We start from the raw sequence: 22,653 nt of genomic DNA, 5'->3' as shown, positions 1-22,653 counted from the left end.
CTGATAGTGAAAGTCATTATGCATTAAAAACACTGTGTCTAATTTTCCTCCAATAATATTTTACTGTCCTCCAAAATTCTAACTCTGAACTCTTCCTTTAACTCCATGGAAATTGAATCTGTTGAACTGACACTTCTATTTCTTGAATCCCAGCTTTTCTTGCGCTCCCCCTGAAAAACATGGATTACCTCATCTTCCGTGATACTAAAGAATCTGAAACTTTCCGCTGCGATATAATAAGCATGAAGAATTTCAGCATACTTTTTAGACCTATCATACAACAACACAAATCCCTCATAATCGCAATCATACCCTGGGGTATAACAACAATCCTCAAGTGGCTTGTCATATGGATGACATCCAAAAGAATCACCTGATTGTAGTACATAATAATACACTTCATATATACCTATATTACCTATCCTAGTGGAATAGAAAGAATTATATAAGTATATCTCCTTAAATCTTCTTTTGTAATTATCCAATTGGAATTTGTCTTCCAAAATGAAATCGTAATTTGTAATAGAGGGGAGGAATTTCCCATAAGAATCTTCAGTTGAATCGTCCAAAGCCATATTGAGTTTTAAGAAAAACATCCAACTTTCATAGATTGCCTTTCGAGATTGGGTAGAATCCGTATCTTGCAATGCCTTACCGACCTTTTTAGTGAAACTTGTTCTTCTTTTATGATTGGATGACAATTTTAAGAGTGGTGCTGGCCCAAATGGTATGGTAGAATCTATTGGATGGATAACTCCTTTCAAGCTATCGATATAGTTTCCTCGTAAACTCTCGCTTTGTTTTCTTTGTAATGCCAGTTCTTGTTTAGAGGACCAATTTTCAGTACTATCCATGATAACCGTCAAGGCTTCATCGATGGTCAAGTAATCCACATTTGGTATTTTTTTGTATTTAAACCACCGTTCTTTGGCGATTTCCATGAATTTGTTCCAGTTATCCAAACTATCATACTCCATCAGATTCTTTTCCTCTTTCGTAAGGTATTTGGCAAGACTGTCCTTTTGTAATAATTTCTTTCTATATGGAAAATTTCTTTTCTCACTAAGCCCTTTTTGTTTTCCGTTGGATTCAGGTTGTCCTTGTTGAATTTCCTGAGGGCTTTGAGAAATTGCGTTCTTCTCTTCAGATTTTTCTCTTTTACAAGACTGAAAAACAACTGTTGCGTAAATTATAAGTACTATATATGGCTTAAACTTTACCAATTTATTCATAATACGTGATTTTTCTTTCTCTTATTAAATAAGGCTTACCGTCTTCGTAAACAATCATACGGGTCCAATTTCCATATTTATCATATTCGCCATACTCAAAAGTATATTCATCCCCTGCCCGCAGTGCTATTACCCTTTTCTTGTAATATCCATCTTCATTGAATTCATCATAATTATCAGGGCTCAAATATTCTTTTTTCCTAATACCTGACGGATAATACTCATAGTAGATAGTGGGGCTGTTTTTATCGGCTTTTTTAATTAGATTCCCTTCCGAATCATATTCATATAGATAAGTGTCATCTTCAATCTTTAGCCCGTTTTCATATTTAGGATGGCGATTGAAAACCTTGGTACTCATCCGGATATCTTTACAATCGAAAGGCGTGAAAGAACTATCAATCTGTTTTACAATGTCATCATATTCATTGTAAGTGAAATTCTTTTTTCTGGTAAGCATCCAATCATTTGCGCAAAATGAGGGCCCGTAGTACTTTTGAACAATTTTTCTATTTCTAGAATCATATTCAAATTTCTGTTTGTCTTGTTTGATTTTTTTTAATGGAGATTTATATGCATTATATTCTATTCGATTGCCATTTGAATATGTATACTCGTTATAGAACTCAGCGATAGTATCTCCTTGCTTAAATTGCATGGCCCTAATTACATTCCCCGCTTCATCAAATTCTTGTTTTCCTCCACTACCTGATAATTTTTTTAAACTGTTGAATAGTTTTCCTTTTACTATATCACCATTCTGTAGAATAGGCTCATAGGTGTTAATTTCATTTGTTTTTACAGGGCCTCTGAGTATAGAATAGTCGTGCTCGCCTCCAACTTTTATTATTTGTGAATTGGATGTACACCCCATCAGTAAACTTATGGCAATAACTACAAAACCTATCTTTCTATTTAAATACAACATGGTTTGCTATTGAATATAATTGAACATCTGATAAACAAACGGAAGAATAATGAATTGATTATTAAAAGGCTATCATTTTTTGTATGAAAAAACTTTCGTGAATCAAATGTATCCATCTTATATTGCATTAGGTATGTAAACCCCGAATCTTACCCTCAACTTTTGCGCATGGATCCTATCGGGTTTTTGTAGTGTTCGGGAAGATAAGCGTGATGCAAAAATCCGAAAGGGCGCAACCTACTTTTTGGATTTCAGTAGCCCATATCCTCACCCGCTCCCCTGGCCTTATCAATGCCCCTTCCAAGAGCCTTGATGATCTTGGCCGCAATCTGTACTTTATTGGTCGGTATACTCGGAGCCTTGACACCCATCGTTTTTAGCAGTTTAAAAGCCATGTCCTTTTCCTTGGTGGGCAGTCCCATCACCTTGGCAAAGAACTTTCCCGGTTCCTTGGCATGTGCCTTTCTCCCAACATAGGATTCCACATAGTTCCTTTTAAAGCCAGTTGTCCTATCAAAGGTCTTTTCTGCTGCTTGGTAAAAACTGTCCCTGTCAAATCCCCTCTTGACCATCTTCCCGTTGAGTTCAACCTCGGATGCCTTGTGCTTGGCCATGGGTGAAAGTGTATAGGTGTTCGTCACGTCCCTTCTGCTTACTATGATGTGGATATGGGTCTGTGGCCCCTCTTTCTGCATCCCTGCGGCCACCAATTGCCCGTTCTGTTTGTGTGGGGCCAATCTTTCCTGTTCTTTGATCCTTTTTTCAAGCTCTTTGACGTTACCAATGGATTCGCCCCGTTCCACTTTTCGTATCTCGTTCCTCAGCCTTGCTATCTCCCCACGGTATGGGGCATTTTCTTGTACCTGCTTGTCAAATCCCCGATAGGTGCGTTCATGCTCTATCTTGGCGTAATATTTCAGGTTCTCTGCCTTGACCTCTTGGTTGCGATGGAAACTCTTGGCATAGTCCTCCATAAGTTTCCTTGTATATTCCCTTAGCATATTTGGGTCATTTCCAATGGCCTGCAATTCCCTTTTATTAGGACTGACCACTATGGAATAGAATTTCGGGTCTTTCTGCCTTAGTTTGGCCGTATTGGCATCTATTTCATCGATGACCATTTGAGGGCTTACGCTGTCATTTTCTTGGTCAAAGAATTCCTCCCTGAGTTCGGGCGACCTATCCTCGTTTTCCTTTTCCAGATAGTCCACATAGTTCCCTACACTGGAGTTATAGGTACTGCCCATTTTCTGAGCTGAGATGGTAAGGTACATGGCTGTTATTTTAATTGGTATTTCAAGCTTTCAAAATCCCCGATGCCCATATTGATTTTCAGATATGGTTTTCCCATCATCGGCTCCACCTTTTCAACGCTTTTGAGGATTTCATTGCAGCGTTTTTTATAATCTTTGAATTCTTTCAGCATTCTGTCGTGCTCCACTTTTGGAACGGTGTTTCTAGGTGCCAAAAAATCCTTTTGCTCTTGCTGTATCTTGACTGATTCCCGTCTCGGTCTCTTCCCATCCTTTACATAGGCCTCGTAAAGGATCAACATCATTTCATAGGTGGGCCGGATACTGGTCTTTTCCATGTTCTTGATAATTGCGATGATCCTATCGAATTTTTTCATCATCTGACGCTCCAACTTTTTGATACTTTCTAGAATGATCTTTGTTCCCTCCCCAAAAGGGTCAAGGTTGTTCTCCTTGAAGTATTGTATCATCCCGTCCAATACCTCACTATGCGATTTGTTGAACTTTTTGGAATAAGTGCGAAAGCGTGTGGCCGTTTCCTTCTTTATTGTAATATTGGAATAAGCACCTGTTCCTTTCTTTGTTCTACCGCTTGTTTTTTGCTTTTCCATAGGCCGAATTTTGTTTTTTAGTGAAATTGCGTCAATTTTTGCGTCAAAAATTTCCAGTGTTTACAGGGCCTCCCGAAGGGTTTACTGTAGATTTCGGAAAAGTCTACTGTAGCCCCTGATTTTGCATAGTATTCCAAAATCTACTCAATCAACTGGCTTTCAACTTGTTGAAGACCCGAAAACAACCGTGATGGCGCAATTTGCGCATCACCCTCTTGCTATTCCGAACAACTCCCATTCAGTCGTAGTTCTGAATACCTTTTTCAATCCCCGATTGCCTTTTTATGTTCCTTTTGGTTCATATGGTCAATCAGGTTCTGCATGTCCTCACCTATCTTGTGTTCCAGTACCCTTGCATAGATCTGTGTAGTGGTCAGTTTGGTGTGTCCCAACATCTTGGAAACGGTTTCGATTGGAACACCATTGGACAATGTTACCGTTGTAGCAAAAGTGTGTCTGGCAGTATGAAATGAAATATTCTTATAGATTCCGCAGACCTTTGTAATCTCCTTTAAATAACTGTTGGTCTTTTGGTTGCTCAATACAGGTAATAGCCTTCCGTGTATCAACCTTTCATTACAGTTTTTATATTTATCCAAGATTTGTTTTGCTTTGGGAAGTAATGGAACTTTGACCGTTTCATTGGTCTTTTCCCTTTTCGTATAAATCCAAAGGTTCCCATCTATCCCAAACCTCAAATGATCTATATCTAGAGCCTTCACATCTCCATAGGCCAATCCGGTATAACATGAAAAAAGAAACGTGTCCTTCACTCGCTCATACCCCTTTCCTGAAAATGTTGTTTCCTCAATCAGCCTGAGTTCCCTTTCGGTCAAAAAAGAGCGTTCAGTCTTCTTATATCGTTTTTTATAATTTACAAAGGGGTCTTTGTCCAACCATTCCAACCTCACGGCAAGATTTACCATTTTCCTTAGACGCTCCAAATGTTTCATGGCCCCGTTATTGGTGCACTTCTTTCCCTTTTGGAGTTCAGGCCCATTGATCAAGTGATTTTCAAAATCGGTAATGAATTTGTAGTTCAATTGTTTCAAATTGATATCTTCAAGTCTGCGCGTTTCATGTAAAAACCTCTTAAGATATTTTTCTGTACCATAATAGTTTTTTATGGTTCCCGGGCGAAGCTTACTCTTTTGTGATTCGTTGTGGTATTTGATAAGTTCTAAAAGGGTCTTGTGTTGCTCGTCCTGCCCTAAATAACGGGCCTTGATTGCCTGAGCCGTGATAAGCTTGTCCTCACGCAACAATTGTTTATGGGTGTCCATGATGGCACCATACACCTCATCCAGATAGCTGTTCAACAAACGGGCCTTGTGGGTCAGACCATGGAGTCTTCCTCTCGTTTCATCCCATTCATTCACCGAAACATATCGTTTCAGGCTGATTTCTGCCCGTTTCCCGTTGACAGTGATGCGGGCATAAATGGTCAATTTTTCAGGGTTGTTGGAAGTGTCCCTTGTGAAGAGTAGAACCTTTAAAGTGTTGGAATTTCGCATAATACATAGCTTTTGGGTTTGACAAAACAGGTTTGCAAAACACCCATAAACAGCGTCAAACTGTAGCTAAATTATGCACAAGGAACGTACCGAACCATTCACCGAACTCTACACCATTTATATGTATTTAAATGATATCAAATGAATGCATAAAAAACAAAAAGCACTGTCAATCAGTCAGTTGACAGTGCTTTAATACCACCTATTTAGTGGTTCGTCGGGGTGGCAGGGTTAGCCCCTCATTTCCACTCCCCTATGTATCAATGTTTTATATTTCAGTATTCTCAATAGGGCACCTATTAAGGCACCTTCAAAGTTCTTTAGAACTTTCGAGAAAACAAATTTAACCAAATGATTTCAAATAATATCATGCGGCTATTTTTTGTTCGGCAGTTCCGCTGCGTTTTTACCTTTCATTCTTTCGACTACCAAATCTCCCAAGAATTTTGCAAACGGCCCGATATCCTGCCTTACACTGGCCTCTTCCAATGCCTGCATATATTCGTCCCGCTTTTCTACGGGAATTACGGTCCACGGATAGCCACCGGAGGCCAGCATTGCATTCATCAGGAATCTGCCCATACGACCGTTTCCATCCATATACGGGTGGATAAAAACAAAGACAAAATGACCCAGCACGGCACGTACGGAAGCCTCGGGCTCTTCCTCCAGCAGTTCAAATAGGATGGGCATGGCATCGCGCATGGCATCCACATTTAGGGGGACATGCTTGGAATTACCGATATATACTTGGTTATTACGGTAACCGGAAAGGTCGGAAGCCTTCAACAGGCCTGCCACCACACTTGGGTCGAACAACTGCCTGTACCATGCGGCATGGTCTTTATCGACCTGTGTTCCTGAATTTGCACCTTCCAATATGGCTTTGATGCTTTGCTTTACGGATTGGAAAGCCTGATAATACCCCCGGGCGGCCATAGCATCCCGTTGTTTCCTGTCCCCTTCGTTTTCCTCGGTGTCCCATTCGCCAGAACTCACCTTTTGGATCAATTCGGGGGTCACCCGATAGCGCTCAATGGACAGCGAATGGTAGGCATCCGTTATGTATATATCGTCCACGTCCTTCATATAGGATTCATGGTCGGTCCGTATGCCGGGAGCTTGGGGGAAATTGGCCATTACCGCCCTGCGCATCTGTAGCCATATCAGGCGTATACGGTTGGCATAGGGAGAACGTTCCCTTGCCGACAATTTCAATTCCAACCTGGTATCAAAGGGATCTTCCTCCCGGATATCATAATCGGCCTGTTTGAAGGTCTCCATGATCTGGTCGGCTATTCTGTCACGTTGAATGTTACGAAAGGCCCCGGCCAATCGGCCAGCCAATGTGGTATGCCCATTTTCCAATAGTATGGGCAATAATTCCGAAGCATCCCGTATCAACGACAGCGTGGTACGCGCATCGATGGCATTGCTTGTATACACCGACACCCCTGCATAGATGAGGGAGGCCTGTAAATCATACATGCGGATGCCTTCTTCCATTACGGTCTGTTCCGAAGGAGGGATATCGGTCTTCAAATTGAACAGGGAAGTGTTATGGGGTAACGGGGTGGGCTTGTTATTGCCCTTGGGCGACCGTATAAGCAATTGCTGCGGCACCGACCGGTTCCCGGCATGGAGCAGCAAGGACTGGTCTGCCGAAAGCGACCAATCGTCTCCATATTTTCGATTAAGAAACCGTGCTATAAATTCCCAATAGGAACTGTACCACGCTGTGGTCTCACCATCTTTCTCATTGGGGTCCGTGGCAATATACCATCCTTTGGAGACTTCCCGTAAAAAACCATTTTTGACAAGCAATTGACGGTGTTTCACATTAGGGATATCATCGGTATGAATTCCTACCATACCCTGGTCCTGTAACCCTTTCAAAAAGGTAAGGGCCTCTGCGAATCGTTCTCTGGGGGTTGCCATGTTGTTGAATTTATTTTTTTAATCTTTGCTTTTGGGCTAAAATTAGTTTTTTCTGTCGTGTTAATATTAGTAAAACCAAATGTACTAAAATTAGCAAATATAACCGTGGTAAAATTAGTAAATGTATGTCGGTGCATTTTGGAAGCACACAACATAATGGCCCGACTTTGTCAATATATCCCTCTATTTCATCTTGTAATTTTTATTTTACTCTCGATACTTTACATCATTTGAACAGTCCTGTTTTGTAACATATTCAGCAAATATTTGTTACAAATCATTTTGACGGTGGTTTATTTATTTCTCCATTTACAAACCAATAGTTTGTGTATTCGAACATTTTTAAACCATTTGAAAGAATGTGCCCAGGAAAAAGTATGGCAATAGATAGTATTCATACAATATTTCCGAAAATTAAACGTCGCAAAATGTTTGCGTTCAAATTTGTCCGCCTAAAAAATCGGTACCCCCTAAAGGTCTCCCCCAATTTTTCACTTGAAAATTTGAGACAAAATTTTGGCTTCCGTTTGTGTTGTGCTCAAATATTGTTTAATCTAAAATTTCATTATCATGGAAACAAAAACAAAGTCAAACGGAGTAGCAAAAAGACAGACTGCGACCGTTAAAAAGGAAGTACAGGACAAATTGACCAATGAGGCCATTGGAAAAACGGTAGTACCTGAAAAGAAAGTAACGGCTGAAAAGCCCGTTATCAACTTGGATGACCGCATCCAAAAGTTCGAGAAGCTAAGAGGCTTGGCCAATCAACGTGAACGGTTGACGGAAACTTTGAACGAGCTGACCAAGTTCAATTACAACCAAGACGGTTCGAGTTCGTTCCACATCCGGGATTCCAGACATTTGGAGTTCAAGACCACCAACTCCAATCTGATAAAGTTGGTCACTACGCATTTACAGTCCACGTTGGAACAACGTAAAGCTGAAATTGAACAAGAGATTGTCCAATTTGAACTTTAATGAAGCGAATGTCATCAAAAGTGAAAGCCTACTCCACAAGAGTAGGTTTTCTTTTTTTATTCACCTTAAATTTTTCAATTATGTACCTAAATAATTTACAACAGGACGAGATTTTCGTCCCATCGGAAATGAAAACCCTTGAAAGTATTACAGGAATCCAGTCCCGCAGGGGGCTTGAAAATGTCATTGTATCCAATGGCAAAGTGGTCAACGTAGTATCGAACAGCTATGGCCACATTCCCAATGAACTTTTCTTCAGAAAAGCTGAACAGTTATTAATGGATGCCAATTTAAAGTATCACAAACGCACCATTAACAGGAATGATAGGTCTTTCATTACCGATTTTATAATCGAAGACGATAATCAATTCTCGCTAAAGAACGGACAGGACAAGATACTTCCAATGCTACGTTTCAAAAATTCCTATGATGGAAGCGAAAAAACGTCTGGGCATTTTGGATTTTACAGGGAAGTATGCACCAATGGATTGCACGTTGCCCAAGCCGAAATAGCATTTTCTATAAAGCACAGTAAGAACAATACTGATTTGATAATGCCAAAGTTGAACTTGCTCTTTGAAAAGTTTCTCAACAATGAGTACTACGAAATCGCAAGTAAATTTAAAGAAATGGAAGAAATCGAACTTATCAACACCAAAGCATTCGTAAAGGACATATTGGAAAAAACAAAATTGTTCCGTTATGAATGTAGCGACAAGAACGATGACCCATCAAAGAAATCCCGTGAGGTCATAGAACTTATCAACGATGAACCTTTTCCGTCTTATTCCAAACCTAATTTATGGGTAGGTTATAACGCCTTTAATTGGATGTTGCACAATACCTTGAAAAAAAGCTTTTCGCAACAGGAAAAATTGGACAAGATGTTGTTCGATGAAATATATGCAATGGTTTAAGCAACATTGTAAAAGGTTTATCCAGTACCTAACAAAACTGGATTTTTTAATTATACTTCCGCATAACATTCCGCTTAGCACATTTCCTTACATTTTGTTGCTCTGTATTTAGAAAAAAGAACTTCACTACAGACGTTTTGGACACAATTACCTTTTTGGCATTCATTCCTTTAAGCCATTGTGCTTTGTAGAGAAAGTAAGTCTGTCCTGAGCGAAGCCGAAGGACTTCACTCTTTAGCCAAAAATGGATTAAGTCCGTTTTTCTACAAAATTACTCATATCCCTTTATTTTGATTGGCAATAATTTCTCTAAAAACTTGATTTTTCCTCCTGATTATCTTATTGTTTTTAAAACAAATATTATTGTAAAACAATAATTTATTATATCTTTACAACAATTAATTCCTGCAAAGGAAAAAACACAATAAATGAAAAGAACAAAACTGATTTCCAAAACATTGTATATCCTTTGTTTGGCAATGTCATTCATCTATGGCGCAACAACCTTATACGCATTGGTATGTAAATTAACAAACATAAATATTCACTATACAGGAAAGCAAGAGATTATAGCGTATCCCTTTACAGATACACCGTTTCTAATTTTAAATCCAACATGGAGCTATTGGCTGTTTTCATTTCTAATCCCTATCCTTTTCTATGCATTGTTCTTTTTCTTCTTAGCAAATGTGTTCAAGGTGTTTTTACAACAAAGAATTTTTATCGGCGAGAACATTGTACATCTAAAGCGCTTTTATATCCATAACTTATTTGTGCCAGTCATTTTGGTTTTTATCGCTTCTTTCTTTGAGGAAATAGAAACTCCCGTTTTTATCATTGTCGCGTTGCATTTTTTTCTTGGCGTGTTTGTTTTTATTCTGTCTGATATATTCAGACAAGGGCTCAATCTTCAGAACGAACAAGATTTATATATATAGTATGCCAATCATTATCAACATAGACGTTATGCTAGCCAAGCGCAAGATGAAAAGCAAAGATTTGGCAAACGAAATTGGCATTACTCAAGCCAACCTATCGATTTTAAAAACAGGCAGGGCCAAAGGGGTTCGATTTGAAACCTTAGAGGCCATTTGCAAAGTCCTCGAATGTAAACCCGGTGATATCATAGACTATGTAGAATAGCTACGCCTTAAAATATAATAAATGAATACATTGAAAATAAATAATGTATCCCTTGTCTATAGCAATGGATACCAAGCTCTTAATGGTCTAAATTTAGAGATTACAAACGGAATTTTCGGATTGCTGGGGCCTAACGGTGCAGGTAAATCATCGTTGATGAAAACTATTGTAGGATTGCAAAAACCCTCTGGAGGAACAATAACATTTAACGATGTGGATATTGTTGAAAACCCATTGGAGATTCAAAAGCACTTGGGGTTTTTACCGCAGTACTTTGACGTATATCCAAAAGTCTCAGCCTATCACTTGTTGGAACATTTGGCAAAATTGAAAGGAATCAATCAACCAAAAGAACTGAAAGTACAAATTCTAAACCTGCTGGAAAAGGTAAACCTTTTGGAAGCCAGACACAAAGAAGTGCATACCTTTTCAGGAGGGATGAAACAACGCTTTGGGGTCGCACAAGCTCTCTTGGGAAGCCCTAAAATTGTGATTGTAGATGAACCAACCGCAGGTTTGGATCCTGAAGAGAGAAACCGTTTCAATACCCTATTAAGCGGCCTTAGTGAGGATATGATTATCATACTATCAACACATTTGGTGGAAGATGTACGGAATTTATGCTCCACTATGGCCATTATGAAACAAGGTAGTCTTAGAATCCAAGGAAAACCAAAGGACTTTATCAATCAACTGCAAGGGAAACTGTGGAGTAAGGCAGTAGAAAAAGATGACATTCCAACCCTTGAATCGACCCATAAAGTCATCAATAAACAGTTGGTGGAACGTGTAATGCACCTGACTGTTCTTGCGGATAAATGCCCCGATGGTTTTAGTGCCGTAACTCCTACTTTAGAACATGTTTATTTCACTCATTTATCATGATAAAGGCAGTCATCAAAAACGACATATCCGGAATTTTTCGCCAGAAAATAGTTTATGTTGCGTTAGTACTCTTGGTGGGAATTGGACTTTTGGCAGGTTTTCAATTTAAGGTATCATTGGGAGAAGGTGTTACCGAAAATGCTCCATACAATATAGGCTATGTCATGGGCTTGTTAAGCCTCATTCTTATCTTTATAGCAACCGTTTTTGCATTTCCGTTACTGTTTAAAGAGAAAGATGCCAATTTTGGTCCGATAGTTTTTACCACTCCGGTGCAGAAGTCAAATTTTGCAGTTTCTCGTTTTTTCTCCTTTTATACTTTAACAATTCTGGCCTTTTTCATCATCATTGTCGGGTTTATAATCGGTTCCCAAATAAAACTGGCCCATACGGTGGATAGTGCTTTTCATCCGTGGCACTACGTTTATCCGTTTATTGTTTTTGGATGCTTCAATGCCCTACTTATTTGTATGTTACTTTTTGGGGTCGCCCAAAAATTTCAGAATAAGCTTTTGGTTGCCTTGTGTGGGTTGGCACTCTACGTGCTATATATGATCATCATGCTATTTTCAAATGCTCCTTTTATGGCTCAGGCATTGCCACAGTCTTTGTTTGCCCAGAAAATTTCGGCACTGACCGACCCCTTTGGATTATCGGCATATTTCATGGAAAGTAAAGACCTGACCGTGATGCAACGTAACACCCAAGTCGTGCCTTTTTCCAATTACTTTGCATTAAACCGGTTACTATATTTGGCTCTTTCTTGTATTGGCATTTATGTGGGTTGCCGTACTTTTTCCTTCCTGCCAAAATCAAGAAGAAAAGCCAAAACACAAAAGCATTCGGGAGATGTAAAACTTTCGGGAATCAATGTACCTTTCAAAGCTATCGCCCCTATTTTCAGTTTAAAATCACAAAGACAATCCATCTTTTCTTTTTTCAAAATAGATGTTTTGTATCTGTTTAAGAGTATCGCATTAGTTACTGTTTCGGTGCTGCTGCTTTTTTATGTTGGTGTTGAAATGTATTCCGATATTGATATGGGTATTCGTTTTCCTGAAAACTACGCCGGCTCAGGGCTTCTGGCACAAACCATCAATGGTATCTTTTATATAATTGGAGGATTAGTATTGGTATATTTTGTCAATGATGTGTATTGGCGTAGCGACGCTTCTAACTTTTCTATCATTCAAAACACTACCTTTTATAGCCATCAAAAATTAATAGGTCATTTTGGCAGTTTAACGTTGTTGGTCTGTTTCCTGACTGTTTTGCTTTTGGCTGAAGCTATTATTTTTCAATTCCTCTACGGCTATCTGATTTTTGACTGGAATGCCTATTTGGGCATCTTTGTATTCAATACACTGCCCCTGCTATTGCTGGTGGGCTATTTACTTTTCATCAATTATCTTTTCAAGAACAAAACCCTATCATTGGTTGTTTCCATTTTATTCTTTTTCCTGTTGGCTACGCCAATATCAAACTATATAATACACCATTCGCTATTCCGGTTTTTATCCGGTTACCTCGGCACCTATAGTGATTTTATTGGCTATGGAGCATATTTGCCTGTTTTCGGGCTGCGTCTGGTTTTTGGTTTTTCAATAGTAAGCCTATTGTTTCTAATACATTTCCTCCTATACAATAAAGGGAAAAAGAGGATTGGATTCGCCGCTATTTTAATGATGGTTTGTATTGGAGCGTTAAGTTCTAAATTCTATTTGGACGGCTATAAACCGAAGGATAAAGACACGCTTTTGGCCGAAATGGCAGGCTATGAAAAAACCTATAGAAAATACGACGCCATACCGCAACCAACCGTTAAAAACGTAGTCACTCAAATTAGTCTGTCGCCTGAAACGAAGTCTTATACCATCAAGGGCAGTTACGTGATGAAAAATCTTCATTCCGTACCGTTGGACTCGATATTGATTTCTGTTCCCTCGGATTTTGATGTTGAATCGATGGTTTTTCAGACTAAAAATGAAACGATTCCAATAAAAAATGCCGATAACGAACTCGTGCTGAAACATCCGATACAACCGAATGATTCTGCTCATCTTTCGTTTGATTTGCATTACCAATGGCAGGCGGTCAATGGGCATCGATCGTTCAATGCTATTATTGCGGATGGTTCGTTTATGCGAATTAGCCGCTATTTTCCTCTCTTCGGATATGATGAAGACCGCGAAATTAAAGATGACGATATTCGAAGGCAATACCATTTGGGCAAGGCAACAAGCATAAAGCCCTTGGAAGCAAAAAGAACCCATATTGATGATTTTATCGATTTGGAAATGCAAATTTCGGTTTCTGACGATCAAATAGCTGTAGGAACGGGAGAACTCAAAAAAGAATGGCGAAAAGACGGGAAACGTTTCTTTCTTTATGAAGCTAACGATATACCGTTTCGCTTTGCCCTATCATCGGCTAGATATAAAGTGAAAAAAGCCATACATAACGGTGTTCATATCGAGGTACTTTACCACCCGATACACGGGCAAAATGTGGGTGAATTGATAAAGAATACAACACTTACCTTGGATTATTGCAGCAAGAATTTTGGCCCTTATCCCTTTACCTCGATTGTATTTGCAGAGGTGTCTTCTTTTACGCAAGGATTTAACGGAACGGCTTATCCGGGAGTGATTTATATGACAGAGAATATGGCGTTTCATTCCAATGTAAAAGCAGGTGATAATCAAGACGTGATTAATGAATTGGCCGGACACGAAGTTGCTCATTTTTGGTGGGGAAACAATCAAATCTCTCCTGACTATCGTGAGGGCTATGCGATGCTAACCGAAAGCTTGGCGATGTACACCGAAATGATGATTTACAAACAACGGCACGGCGAAGAAAAAATGTTGGAACGCCTGGAAGTTCAAAAACAAATTTACGAGTCGCAAAAAGGTTTTCACGAACCTGTTCCGTTATTAAAAGCAACGCAACAATATACCGATATTGCCTATAACAAAGGGGCGGTTGTTTTTGTAGAATTGAGCCAACTTATTGGAGAAAACACCTTGAACCTTGTGTTAAAAAACTTTTTAAAGGACTTTAAATATCCAAATCCCAAACCTGTTTCAACGGATTTATTGACGGAAATCCTAAAAGTTTCAGATAAGAAATTCCATCAACGGATTAAGGATTTGTTTTGGGAGGAATAAAACTATGTGCCTTAACGAACAACCCGCTCAGCACATTTCCCTACATTTCGTTGCTCTGCATTTCGGAAAAAGAGCTGCACTCAAAAAAGGTCTTAGACCCAATTCCCGTTTTTGGCTCTTCACTCCGCTAACCCCTTCCCGCGATGCGGGGAAGAAACGCTGCATTTCCAAACCAAAACCGTGAATTAAGTCCGCTTTTAAAATAGGAAAGCCAAAGCTTCGGTTTTCTTCACAGGATTATCGGCAAAGCCTACTTTGGGCTTTGCTCGACAATCCTTAAAAACCTAGCTCCGTCTTGTACATTTTAAGGGGTTTATAATGGATAAAGCCTTTGTCGTTTTTCGGGACGTCGAAAAACGGGCACAGTATAACCAATTCTATTCCAAACTCCGTCCCCTTCACTCGCTTAACTACCTGTACGCTCCCTTGTGGACGGCTTTGGAAGAATTGCTAATACTCTTATGGAACTTGTCAAGACCATAGCAGGTTTCAGTGAAAAATAAGGTTTCTACTTCCTTGAATCCACCGAAAAGGTGGATTGCTACGTCGTAGACACTCCTGATTTGTTCCCTGAAAGTCTTGACAAAACCCACTTTATCCATTGGTGCCGTGCACGCAAGAAATCAAACAAACACCCCTTAAAATTCAACTGAATTTAAATCCAAAGGGGATTTATTAACCCTGTCTGCCAAAACAAGGCAGGCTTTTAAAACAATTTATTATGAGTACTATTAAAAATCATGTACAGTTGATCGGGAACGTTGGGCAGGAACCGACCGTTACGAACCTTGAAAACGGCAGGAAAGTAGCACGCTTTTCCTTGGCGACCAATGAGTATTACAAGGACGGCAAGGGCGAAAAGCAAACGGACACCAATTGGCATACCGTTGTCGCTTGGGGCAAGGTTGCCGACATCATCGAAAAATATGCCGAAAAAGGCAAGGAAATCGGCATCGTGGGCAAATTAAAGACCCGAACCTACACTATGGACGATGGCAACCAACGCTATGTTACCGAAGTGGTAGCCGATGAAATCCTGTTAATGGGCAGTAAGTAAACCAAAAATAAAGAGGGTGTTCCCTTGGAAAGTTGCACCCTCTTTTCATTATCAATCTTAATTAGAATAACAATGAGAAACAAAGTTAACGAAATACAGATACGTTACCGGGAAAAAATAAGTATCTCGAAATCACCACAAATGAACAGTTCCGAGAACGTGGCAAAATTGCTATACGAAAATTGGGACAAGGACACTATCGGGTTGCACGAAACCTTTAAGGTACTCTTACTTAACAACTCTAATAAGGTCAAGGGTATTTACCCGTTGTCCACAGGCGGTATTACTGGCACCATAGTAGATATACGGCTATTGTTCGCCATCGCACTGAAAACCCTGTCCGTGGGCATCATACTGACCCACAACCACCCATCGGGGCAGTTGAAGGCATCCCATGCGGATATCGACCTTACCGAAAAAATCAAGAAAGCGGCACGGCTTTTCGACATTCGGGTACTCGACCATTTAATCATTACGCCCAATGGCGACTATTACAGTTTTGCCGATAACGGGGATTTATAAAATTGGATATCATGGAAAACAAGGAAAAGGAAAAGACGGCATTTGAAATATGGTTGGAAAATGGGCAGGACTTGGGGGATTATCCCGATGGCTTCAATCCCGATTTGTACGACCTATAATACTTTGAAAATGGTACATCTAAATTATAACAATCTCGATGACGAAACCCAAGAACGTTTATTGTCGATGTCAAAAAAGGATATTGAAAAGCGGTTCGGGGAACAATTAAGGAACTACGCCAGGGAACACTTTGTAAATTATCAAACCCTGTTGGAGGAAGAAGCGATACGAAATCTATACAATTACAAGTATATTTTTAGAATCTGAAATGTCAAACAGCACTAAACTAGCCCATTTATTATGATGGGCTTTTTTTATGTCCAATACCCTAAATTCCATATCTTTATAGAGTTGGAACGGGATATATTTCCAACGGTCATCACCCCTTTTTGATTTGACTTTCCTTGATGACCACACCCATTATAAAAGCAATTTGAACGGAACGCAGTTTCCGTAAATCGGCAACCGATTTTTAATCGGGTTGTTCGGAAAATTTTGGTCCCTGCGGGACGAAATTTGGAGAAGCAAGAGGGTAACACGCATAGCGGTGTTATAATTATTTGTTTGCTCATAAAGCATTGTTAATCAATATCTTAAAAACATACAAGTATTTGATTAGCAAGGCCTTTTACAGTAAATGCGGCCAGATCGCCCGAAAACAGGGAATTTTTTACTGTAAAAAACCACTGGGATGAACCCGTAAAGAATTTAAAGGAAAATAATTCGGAGACAGGACAAATCTCGAATACTTAAATCTCGATTATCTAGTAAAAATGGGAGATACCTATCAAAAATATCGCTTTTCGGCCATCAGCATCAAAAAGAAAACGGCCGTGCGCTTTCGGACATTTTCCCGTCTGGTGTCGGATTCCCATACCCGTACCCTAGAGATCGTGATGGACTTTTTTGAACGGAACGACCTTTCTCCAAACGATGACCTAGGAATCCGAAATAATCGTACCAACAAACGTATCAATGCCGTGATTGCCATCCTGAAGAACATCGAAAAGCAACAGACCCTGCCCACCAAGGTCATGTTGAATACCCTGTTCCAGGAAATGTCACAAGTGGAAGACCAAGAAAAGGAAGAAAGCTTTGATTTCGGAACGCCGGAACCTTTTAGCAGGGACAGGGAACTGGAGCATTACCAAAACCGCTATGTGGAAATGCGGCAAGAACTCGGGCAGTATAAAAACCGTGTTCAGAATGTAATGGAACAAATGACCTATGTAAAAGGAACATTTGGCAAAGGGCATTTTAAGCTGGATATGGGCAAGGATGAATTTGAAAAACTCAAAAAAGAATTATAGGATGTACATTACCATCACGGCACAAAAAACTGATGGCAACTATGCCCAAAGTTCAGCAGACTTCGTTTCCTATCTGGAAAAGGAAAACGAGGGCAAGACCGTAGAAGAAATGAAACACTTCTTCAATCAATTTGGGGAAGAAATATCCACGGAAGAGGTCATCAGGGAAATAGACGGGAATACGGCCAAGCTCAAAAAGACCGAGCCCAAGTTCTATTCCATCACCCTGAACCCAAGTGCCAGAGAACTGAAAGCCATACAGGATTCCCCCGAAGCGCTCAAAAACTATACACGGGAAGCCATGAAGGAGTACGCCAAAGCTTTTAACAGGGAAATAGACGGAAGGCCAATCAATGTGGATGATATTAAATACTATGCCAAGGTAGAACGGCAACGCACGTTCAAGGGAACAGACAAGGAAATCCGGGAAAACCAACCCTATGCCACACGGATATTGGAATTAAGGAAAGAGATACGTGGCATCGAGGCCGGACAACAATCGGGCAATATCCGTAAACTGAACAAAGAAATCCAAAAACTGGAGGCAAAGGCCCCACACCGATTGAACGGCAAACGTATCGTTCGGGGAATGGCCAAACCAGGACCACAGAGCCATGTACATATCATCGTCAGCCGTAGAGATGCCTCTAACCGGCATGGTCTTTCCCCGGGGAGCAAGCACAAAGCCTCCGAAGTGGAAATGCACGGCAAGTCCGTAAAACGGGGCTTTGATAGGGACACTTTTTTTAAAAATTCGGAAAAGACATTTGATACCTTGTTCAAATATCGGCGCAATTATGTGGAGACCTATACCGCCCGTAAGACCTTTTTAAAAGACCCCAAACTATATTTTTCTATGATAACCAAATTACCGACCAACGAAAAGGCCGTAGCTTTTAAACTACTTCAAAAATCCGGGGTGAACACCACATTGTTGAGTATCCCTACGAACAAGCTCCAGCTCACCATAAAGGCCATCAACCAACTGAAAAAGGGAATCGGCAAGGCTATTGAATCAGGCTCCATCGGGATATGAACTGGCAATGGGAACATATCGCCCTGTATATCGTTGTACCTATTTTGTTTGCTGGAACTGTACTCTATGGTTTGTTCTTTGCAGAATGGAAAAAACCAATGGATAAAAAGTATCAGGTACATTTTAAATTGAAATATGGGAAGTTTAAAATAGACAACATCAAAAGAGGTGTGTCTATTATAGGTTCTGCAGGTAGTGGTAAAACAGAAAGCGTTATCTATAATTTATTGCAGCATTTTAGCAAACATCAATTTTGCGGTATTCTTCATGACTATAAAGATTTTGAATTGACGGAAATAGCCTATCCTTTATTTAAGGAGAATGGGGTGAAATTCTACACCATTGCTTTTGACCAGATCCACTATCGGGTGAATCCCATAGCACCGAGATATTTACCTAATGAGGAAAGCGTGCATGAAGTTTCAAAAGTCTTGATTGAAAATCTTCTGGGATTAGATGAGTCAAGTACAAACAGTACTTCTAAATTTTTCAATGATGCTGTGGAAGGCTTGTTGGGTGGAATGATATGGAAGTTAAAAACGAGCTATCCCCAATTTTGCACCCTGCCCCACATCATCGCTCTGTTCCAATCGCTCAGCACCAAAAAACTGGTTGCCTTCCTGAAATCGGATTTGACTTCCCAAAGTATGGCAAGTGCTTTTTTAAATGGTATCGAATCGGAAAAACAGACCGCCGGAGTAAAAAGCACTCTGGCCAATGCCTTTAAAAAAATCAGTTCACAAAAACTGTTCATGGCACTGTCAAAAGATGAAGTGCCTCTTAATGTCAATAATGAAAAAAATCCTGCGGTACTTTCCATAGTGAACCACCCTAAATATGAATCCGCATATTCGCCTATTATTGCCGCAATCATTCATACAGTAATTAAACAAATGAGCATCAGGGGGCAGAAATCCTCATTTTTGATGATGGAAGAAGCACCTACTATAAAGTTGCTCAATATGCACCGTATTCCGGCTACACTTCGAAGCTATGATATTGCTACCATTTATGTAATGCAGGATAAGATCCAGAACGATATGCTCTATGGTGAAAAAGCGAGTAAGGCCATTTTGAGCAACCTATCTTATCAATTCTTTGGTAAGGTCAATGACCCGGATACTGCAAAATATTATGAACGATTTTTTGAAATTATCAAAACGCCGACCAAAAGCATAAGTAAAAGCAGTGGGTTGAGTTTTGAGAGTCGAATCACCAAAGGCGAAAGAGAGGTATCCAAACGGAGGGCAGACGCTTTCTTTAGATTGAAACAAGGGGAATTTATCACTTTTGCGGATGGGAAGGATAAGAAACTTCATTTCAAACTGCAACCAATTCAAAAGCTATTTCCTAAAAAAGCAAATCTATTTTCAACTGAAGATTTAAGATTGAATTTTGAGAGAGTTTATAGAGAGACTCAAAACATAGTAAAATAATAAGTTATAAACTTAATCTAAAAACAATTCTTTTATTTTTTTTCTTTGGATTAATTTTTTAATTTTGACCAATCGTTCATTTTTAAATATGAGTCCAAGAACCGAAAAACAATTAAAAGAACACAAAAAGGCACAAAAAGAAAAAATTCTTCAAGGTGCCTTGAAATTATTTGCAACTAAAGGATATTTCAATACATCTGTTAGTGATATTGCTAATAAGTTAAAAATCTCAAAAGGTTTATTATACAATTACTTTGATAATAAAGAAAGATTGTTAAATGAGGCTGTTGATTTTGCTTTAAAAGAGGCGTCGGAATTAAACCTGTCAGAAGATGATTTAAAAAATTTAAGCCCTGAAGAAATATTCAAGGCAGTAGTTGAGGGATACTTTAAGTTGCTTGAAGAAAAAAAAGAACTTTGGAGTCTTATAGTGTCTTTGGCCATACATGTAGGGTCAATACCATCAGTTCATAAAACAATTTCATCCATATATGAAGAACTCACCAAACAATTGAGTGAGCTCTTTACCATGATAGGTCACCATGATCCTGAAAATGAAGCTGTCAAACTAGGGGCGCTAATGGATGGCATTGGTATTCAATATATGATTTTTGGTGAATCATATCCTTTAAACTCGATTAAAGAAAACATTATAAAAGGTTACATAAATTCTAAAAAAAATTTACCATGAAATACAAGTTATTATTATTGTTAATGGTTGTTTCTAACTTCTCATTTAGTCAAAATGCTGATGAAATTGTTAAAAATGCTGATGATAAATTTAGGGGAAAATCGTCCTATTCTGAGATCACCATCAATATCAATAGACCAAAGTGGTCCAAAGAAATGAAAATGAAAGGTTGGTCAAAAGGTTCAGATTATTCAGTTTTAGTAATAACCAGTCCAGCAAAAGAAAGGGGTACTGTTTTCCTCATGCGAGAAAAAGAGGTTTGGAATTACCTGCCAACAATTGAAAGAACAGTAAAGTTTCCGCCTTCAATGATGTTGCAGAATTGGATGGGCACCGATTTAACAAATGACGATTTAGTAAAACAATCCTCATTGGTGACAGATTATGATAAAAAAATTATTGGTGAAGAAGAAAAGGAAGGTTACATGTGCTGGAAAATTGAGTTGACCCCAAAGCCTAATGCCGCTGTTGTTTGGGGAAAAATAATCATTTGGATAGATGAAAAAGAATACATGCAGATGCAGACAGATTTTTATGATGAAGATATGTTTTTGGTCAACCAAATGATAGGATCGGACGTAAAAACATTTGATAGCAAGTTACTTCCTTCAAAACTAACTGTTGTGCCGGTCGATAAACCGGGACAATCTACGGTAATTAGTTATAGCCAGTGGAAGTTTGGTATCGATATACCTGATGAATACTTTACCACCAATTACATGAAACGCATCCATTAATTATTAATTAGTAAACAATGATTCTAAAAATTGCCTGGAGAAACATTTGGCGTAATAAAAAAAGGAGTCTAATTACTGTAGCCTCTATACTCATAGCAATATTCCTTTCCTTAATCATGCGTTCTATGCAGTTGGGTACTTATAAGGGTATGATAGACAATGTGGTAGGTTCATATACAGGATATATACAGCTACATCATAAAGGATATTGGGATAATCGATCAATAGATAATTCAATAATTGTAACTAGTAACTTAATTAATCAATTGTCAAACACAGAAGGTGTTGAAACGATTTTACCAAGATTGGAAAATTATGGTTTATTGTCCTTTGGCGACCTTACTAAAGTAATTAGTCTCAATGGGGTTGATTTTAAGAAGGAACAAAAATTACAGGATATAAATTCAAAATTGATAACAGGTTTCCTTCCTCAAAACCCAAAGGATATTATTATAGGAAAAGGAGTAGCCTCTTATTTTAAAGTAGAAACCAATGATACTTTGGTTTTTGTAGGACAGGGATACCATGGAATGTTGGCTGCTGATAAATTTCATATTTCTGGAATTATAGACTTGAAAAACCCTGCCTTGAATAAAGTTACGGCTATGATGTCCTTGGAAGATGCCCAAAATCTTTTTAGTGCATCTGGCATTGTTACAAGTCTTGTGGTAGATAAAAATGACAATGTCCAACTTAAGTCGTTGCAAAAAGCAATCTCAAGCAAGTTGGACAGTAACTATGAAGTAATGAACTGGCAACAAATGATGCCTGAATTGCAACAAACCATTTTAGCAGATAGTGTTGGTGGATTGTTGATGATAGCTATCCTGTACATGATTCTCATCTTTGGAATTTTTGGCACCGTACTAATGATGACACAAGAAAGAAAATATGAATTTGGTGTGCTCGTCTCTATTGGGATGAAAAAAGGCAAGTTAATGTTTATGGTGTTTATAGAAACCATTATACTATCATTGTTGGGAGTAATTATGGGTGTTCTTCTTGCGTATCCAATCATGTTGTGGAAACACTACGACCCTTTGGTACTACCTGGTACACAAGCCGAAATGATGGAGAACTTCGGGTTTACTGCAGAAATTCCATTTTACATACAACCTGACCTGCCCTTGGTGCATGCTTCACTAATTTTCATAATAGCCTTGTTGGTATCTCTATATCCTATCTTAATTATTAAAAAACTGAATCCTCTGCATGCTATGAGAGGTTAACTTTTT

The 22,653-nt window shown here is 39.1% G+C and carries 21 protein-coding genes; 15 read left to right on the top strand and 6 right to left on the bottom strand.

Annotated elements, in window-relative coordinates:
* Positions 1-38 precede the first annotated feature (38 nt).
* The 6 genes from ABTP35_RS13290 to ABTP35_RS13265 form a co-directional block, all read right to left on the bottom strand.
* Positions 39-1,232 (bottom strand): hypothetical protein, encoded by a 1,194-nt coding sequence (locus tag ABTP35_RS13290; protein ID WP_375334250.1) that lies wholly within the window; start codon positions 1,230-1,232, stop codon positions 39-41.
* On the bottom strand, positions 1,225-2,160 hold the full coding sequence (locus tag ABTP35_RS13285) for a hypothetical protein (RefSeq protein WP_293290034.1): 936 nt from the start codon (positions 2,158-2,160) through the stop codon (positions 1,225-1,227). Before ABTP35_RS13285 ends, ABTP35_RS13290 begins: the two co-directional genes overlap by 8 nt.
* A gap of 251 nt (positions 2,161-2,411) precedes the next feature.
* The gene (mobB, locus tag ABTP35_RS13280; protein ID WP_293290036.1) at positions 2,412-3,434 is read right to left on the bottom strand and encodes a MobB family relaxase; all 1,023 of its coding nucleotides are present in this window, start codon (positions 3,432-3,434) and stop codon (positions 2,412-2,414) included.
* A 5-nt stretch (positions 3,435-3,439) separates the two neighbouring features.
* On the bottom strand, positions 3,440-4,024 hold the full coding sequence (locus ABTP35_RS13275) for a BfmA/BtgA family mobilization protein (protein ID WP_293290038.1): 585 nt from the start codon (positions 4,022-4,024) through the stop codon (positions 3,440-3,442).
* Positions 4,025-4,287: 263 nt separating this feature from the next.
* Entirely contained in the window at positions 4,288-5,538 is a 1,251-nt protein-coding gene (locus ABTP35_RS13270) for a site-specific integrase (RefSeq protein ID WP_293290040.1), read from the bottom strand.
* 375 nt (positions 5,539-5,913) lie between these two features.
* Positions 5,914-7,476, bottom strand: coding sequence for a Fic family protein (locus ABTP35_RS13265; RefSeq protein ID WP_375334249.1), 1,563 nt, complete (start codon positions 7,474-7,476; stop codon positions 5,914-5,916).
* 570 nt (positions 7,477-8,046) lie between these two features.
* Here ABTP35_RS13265 and ABTP35_RS13260 point away from each other — a divergent pair.
* The 15 genes from ABTP35_RS13260 (at position 8,047) to ABTP35_RS13190 (ending at position 22,647) form a co-directional block, all read left to right on the top strand.
* Positions 8,047-8,454: a hypothetical protein gene (locus ABTP35_RS13260; protein ID WP_094998154.1), complete on the top strand. Its 408-nt coding sequence runs from the start codon at positions 8,047-8,049 to the stop codon at positions 8,452-8,454.
* Between the two features lie 80 nt (positions 8,455-8,534).
* Positions 8,535-9,371, top strand: a complete 837-nt coding sequence (locus tag ABTP35_RS13255) for a DUF932 domain-containing protein (protein WP_094999275.1) — start codon at positions 8,535-8,537, stop codon at positions 9,369-9,371.
* A gap of 428 nt (positions 9,372-9,799) precedes the next feature.
* On the top strand, positions 9,800-10,309 hold the full coding sequence (locus ABTP35_RS13250) for a DUF2975 domain-containing protein (protein WP_094998153.1): 510 nt from the start codon (positions 9,800-9,802) through the stop codon (positions 10,307-10,309).
* Between the two features lies 1 nt (position 10,310).
* Positions 10,311-10,514 (top strand): helix-turn-helix transcriptional regulator, encoded by a 204-nt coding sequence (locus ABTP35_RS13245; RefSeq protein WP_094998152.1) that lies wholly within the window; start codon positions 10,311-10,313, stop codon positions 10,512-10,514.
* A gap of 21 nt (positions 10,515-10,535) precedes the next feature.
* Entirely contained in the window at positions 10,536-11,399 is an 864-nt protein-coding gene (locus ABTP35_RS13240) for an ABC transporter ATP-binding protein (protein WP_094998151.1), read from the top strand.
* Positions 11,396-14,569, top strand: coding sequence for a M1 family aminopeptidase (locus tag ABTP35_RS13235; protein ID WP_094998150.1), 3,174 nt, complete (start codon positions 11,396-11,398; stop codon positions 14,567-14,569). Before ABTP35_RS13240 ends, ABTP35_RS13235 begins: the two co-directional genes overlap by 4 nt.
* Positions 14,570-15,290: 721 nt before the next feature.
* Complete coding sequence (locus tag ABTP35_RS13230) at positions 15,291-15,626, top strand: single-stranded DNA-binding protein (RefSeq protein ID WP_094998148.1); 336 nt, start codon at positions 15,291-15,293, stop codon at positions 15,624-15,626.
* 72 nt (positions 15,627-15,698) lie between these two features.
* Entirely contained in the window at positions 15,699-16,148 is a 450-nt protein-coding gene (locus ABTP35_RS13225) for a RadC family protein (protein WP_094998147.1), read from the top strand.
* 129 nt (positions 16,149-16,277) lie between these two features.
* Positions 16,278-16,475 (top strand): hypothetical protein, encoded by a 198-nt coding sequence (locus tag ABTP35_RS13220; protein ID WP_094998146.1) that lies wholly within the window; start codon positions 16,278-16,280, stop codon positions 16,473-16,475.
* 506 nt (positions 16,476-16,981) lie between these two features.
* Entirely contained in the window at positions 16,982-17,518 is a 537-nt protein-coding gene (locus ABTP35_RS13215; protein WP_094998145.1) for a BfmA/BtgA family mobilization protein, read from the top strand.
* Between the two features lies 1 nt (position 17,519).
* Positions 17,520-18,554, top strand: a complete 1,035-nt coding sequence (mobB, locus tag ABTP35_RS13210; RefSeq protein WP_094999274.1) for a MobB family relaxase — start codon at positions 17,520-17,522, stop codon at positions 18,552-18,554.
* Complete coding sequence (locus ABTP35_RS13205; RefSeq protein WP_094998144.1) at positions 18,551-19,990, top strand: type IV secretory system conjugative DNA transfer family protein; 1,440 nt, start codon at positions 18,551-18,553, stop codon at positions 19,988-19,990. The genes mobB (ABTP35_RS13210) and ABTP35_RS13205 overlap by 4 nt, the downstream gene beginning before the upstream one ends.
* A gap of 88 nt (positions 19,991-20,078) precedes the next feature.
* Positions 20,079-20,681 carry a TetR/AcrR family transcriptional regulator gene (locus ABTP35_RS13200; protein WP_375334248.1) on the top strand — a complete coding sequence of 201 codons (603 nt, stop codon included), beginning with the start codon at positions 20,079-20,081 and terminating at the stop codon, positions 20,679-20,681.
* A complete protein-coding gene (locus tag ABTP35_RS13195; protein ID WP_225604091.1) occupies positions 20,678-21,418 on the top strand; it encodes an outer membrane lipoprotein-sorting protein in 741 nt (246 codons plus the stop codon). The genes ABTP35_RS13200 and ABTP35_RS13195 overlap by 4 nt, the downstream gene beginning before the upstream one ends.
* 17 nt (positions 21,419-21,435) lie before the next feature.
* Complete coding sequence (locus ABTP35_RS13190) at positions 21,436-22,647, top strand: ABC transporter permease (protein ID WP_094998141.1); 1,212 nt, start codon at positions 21,436-21,438, stop codon at positions 22,645-22,647.
* Positions 22,648-22,653: the final 6 nt, after the last annotated feature.

This window comes from Flagellimonas alginilytica (assembly GCF_042134605.1).
Taxonomy (GTDB): Bacteria; Bacteroidota; Bacteroidia; order Flavobacteriales; family Flavobacteriaceae; genus Flagellimonas; species Flagellimonas alginolytica.
Note: the sequence above shows the minus strand (reverse complement) of the source record. Positions and strands in the feature narration are given on the sequence as shown.

Coding starts and splice junctions, on each gene's coding strand:
- ABTP35_RS13230 (WP_094998148.1), top strand. CDS start 15,291: ATGAGTACTATTAAAAATCATGTACAGTTGATCGGGAACGTTGGGCAG.
- ABTP35_RS13200 (WP_375334248.1), top strand. CDS start 20,079: ATGAGTCCAAGAACCGAAAAACAATTAAAAGAACACAAAAAGGCACAA.
- mobB (WP_094999274.1), top strand. CDS start 17,520: ATGTACATTACCATCACGGCACAAAAAACTGATGGCAACTATGCCCAA.
- ABTP35_RS13235 (WP_094998150.1), top strand. CDS start 11,396: ATGATAAAGGCAGTCATCAAAAACGACATATCCGGAATTTTTCGCCAG.
- ABTP35_RS13250 (WP_094998153.1), top strand. CDS start 9,800: ATGAAAAGAACAAAACTGATTTCCAAAACATTGTATATCCTTTGTTTG.
- ABTP35_RS13260 (WP_094998154.1), top strand. CDS start 8,047: ATGGAAACAAAAACAAAGTCAAACGGAGTAGCAAAAAGACAGACTGCG.
- ABTP35_RS13275 (WP_293290038.1), bottom strand. CDS start 4,024: ATGGAAAAGCAAAAAACAAGCGGTAGAACAAAGAAAGGAACAGGTGCT.
- ABTP35_RS13225 (WP_094998147.1), top strand. CDS start 15,699: ATGAGAAACAAAGTTAACGAAATACAGATACGTTACCGGGAAAAAATA.
- ABTP35_RS13205 (WP_094998144.1), top strand. CDS start 18,551: ATGAACTGGCAATGGGAACATATCGCCCTGTATATCGTTGTACCTATT.
- ABTP35_RS13215 (WP_094998145.1), top strand. CDS start 16,982: ATGGGAGATACCTATCAAAAATATCGCTTTTCGGCCATCAGCATCAAA.
- ABTP35_RS13255 (WP_094999275.1), top strand. CDS start 8,535: ATGTACCTAAATAATTTACAACAGGACGAGATTTTCGTCCCATCGGAA.
- ABTP35_RS13285 (WP_293290034.1), bottom strand. CDS start 2,160: ATGTTGTATTTAAATAGAAAGATAGGTTTTGTAGTTATTGCCATAAGT.
- mobB (WP_293290036.1), bottom strand. CDS start 3,434: ATGTACCTTACCATCTCAGCTCAGAAAATGGGCAGTACCTATAACTCC.
- ABTP35_RS13290 (WP_375334250.1), bottom strand. CDS start 1,232: ATGAATAAATTGGTAAAGTTTAAGCCATATATAGTACTTATAATTTAC.
- ABTP35_RS13240 (WP_094998151.1), top strand. CDS start 10,536: ATGAATACATTGAAAATAAATAATGTATCCCTTGTCTATAGCAATGGA.
- ABTP35_RS13245 (WP_094998152.1), top strand. CDS start 10,311: ATGCCAATCATTATCAACATAGACGTTATGCTAGCCAAGCGCAAGATG.
- ABTP35_RS13270 (WP_293290040.1), bottom strand. CDS start 5,538: ATGCGAAATTCCAACACTTTAAAGGTTCTACTCTTCACAAGGGACACT.
- ABTP35_RS13265 (WP_375334249.1), bottom strand. CDS start 7,476: ATGGCAACCCCCAGAGAACGATTCGCAGAGGCCCTTACCTTTTTGAAA.
- ABTP35_RS13190 (WP_094998141.1), top strand. CDS start 21,436: ATGATTCTAAAAATTGCCTGGAGAAACATTTGGCGTAATAAAAAAAGG.
- ABTP35_RS13195 (WP_225604091.1), top strand. CDS start 20,678: ATGAAATACAAGTTATTATTATTGTTAATGGTTGTTTCTAACTTCTCA.
- ABTP35_RS13220 (WP_094998146.1), top strand. CDS start 16,278: ATGGTACATCTAAATTATAACAATCTCGATGACGAAACCCAAGAACGT.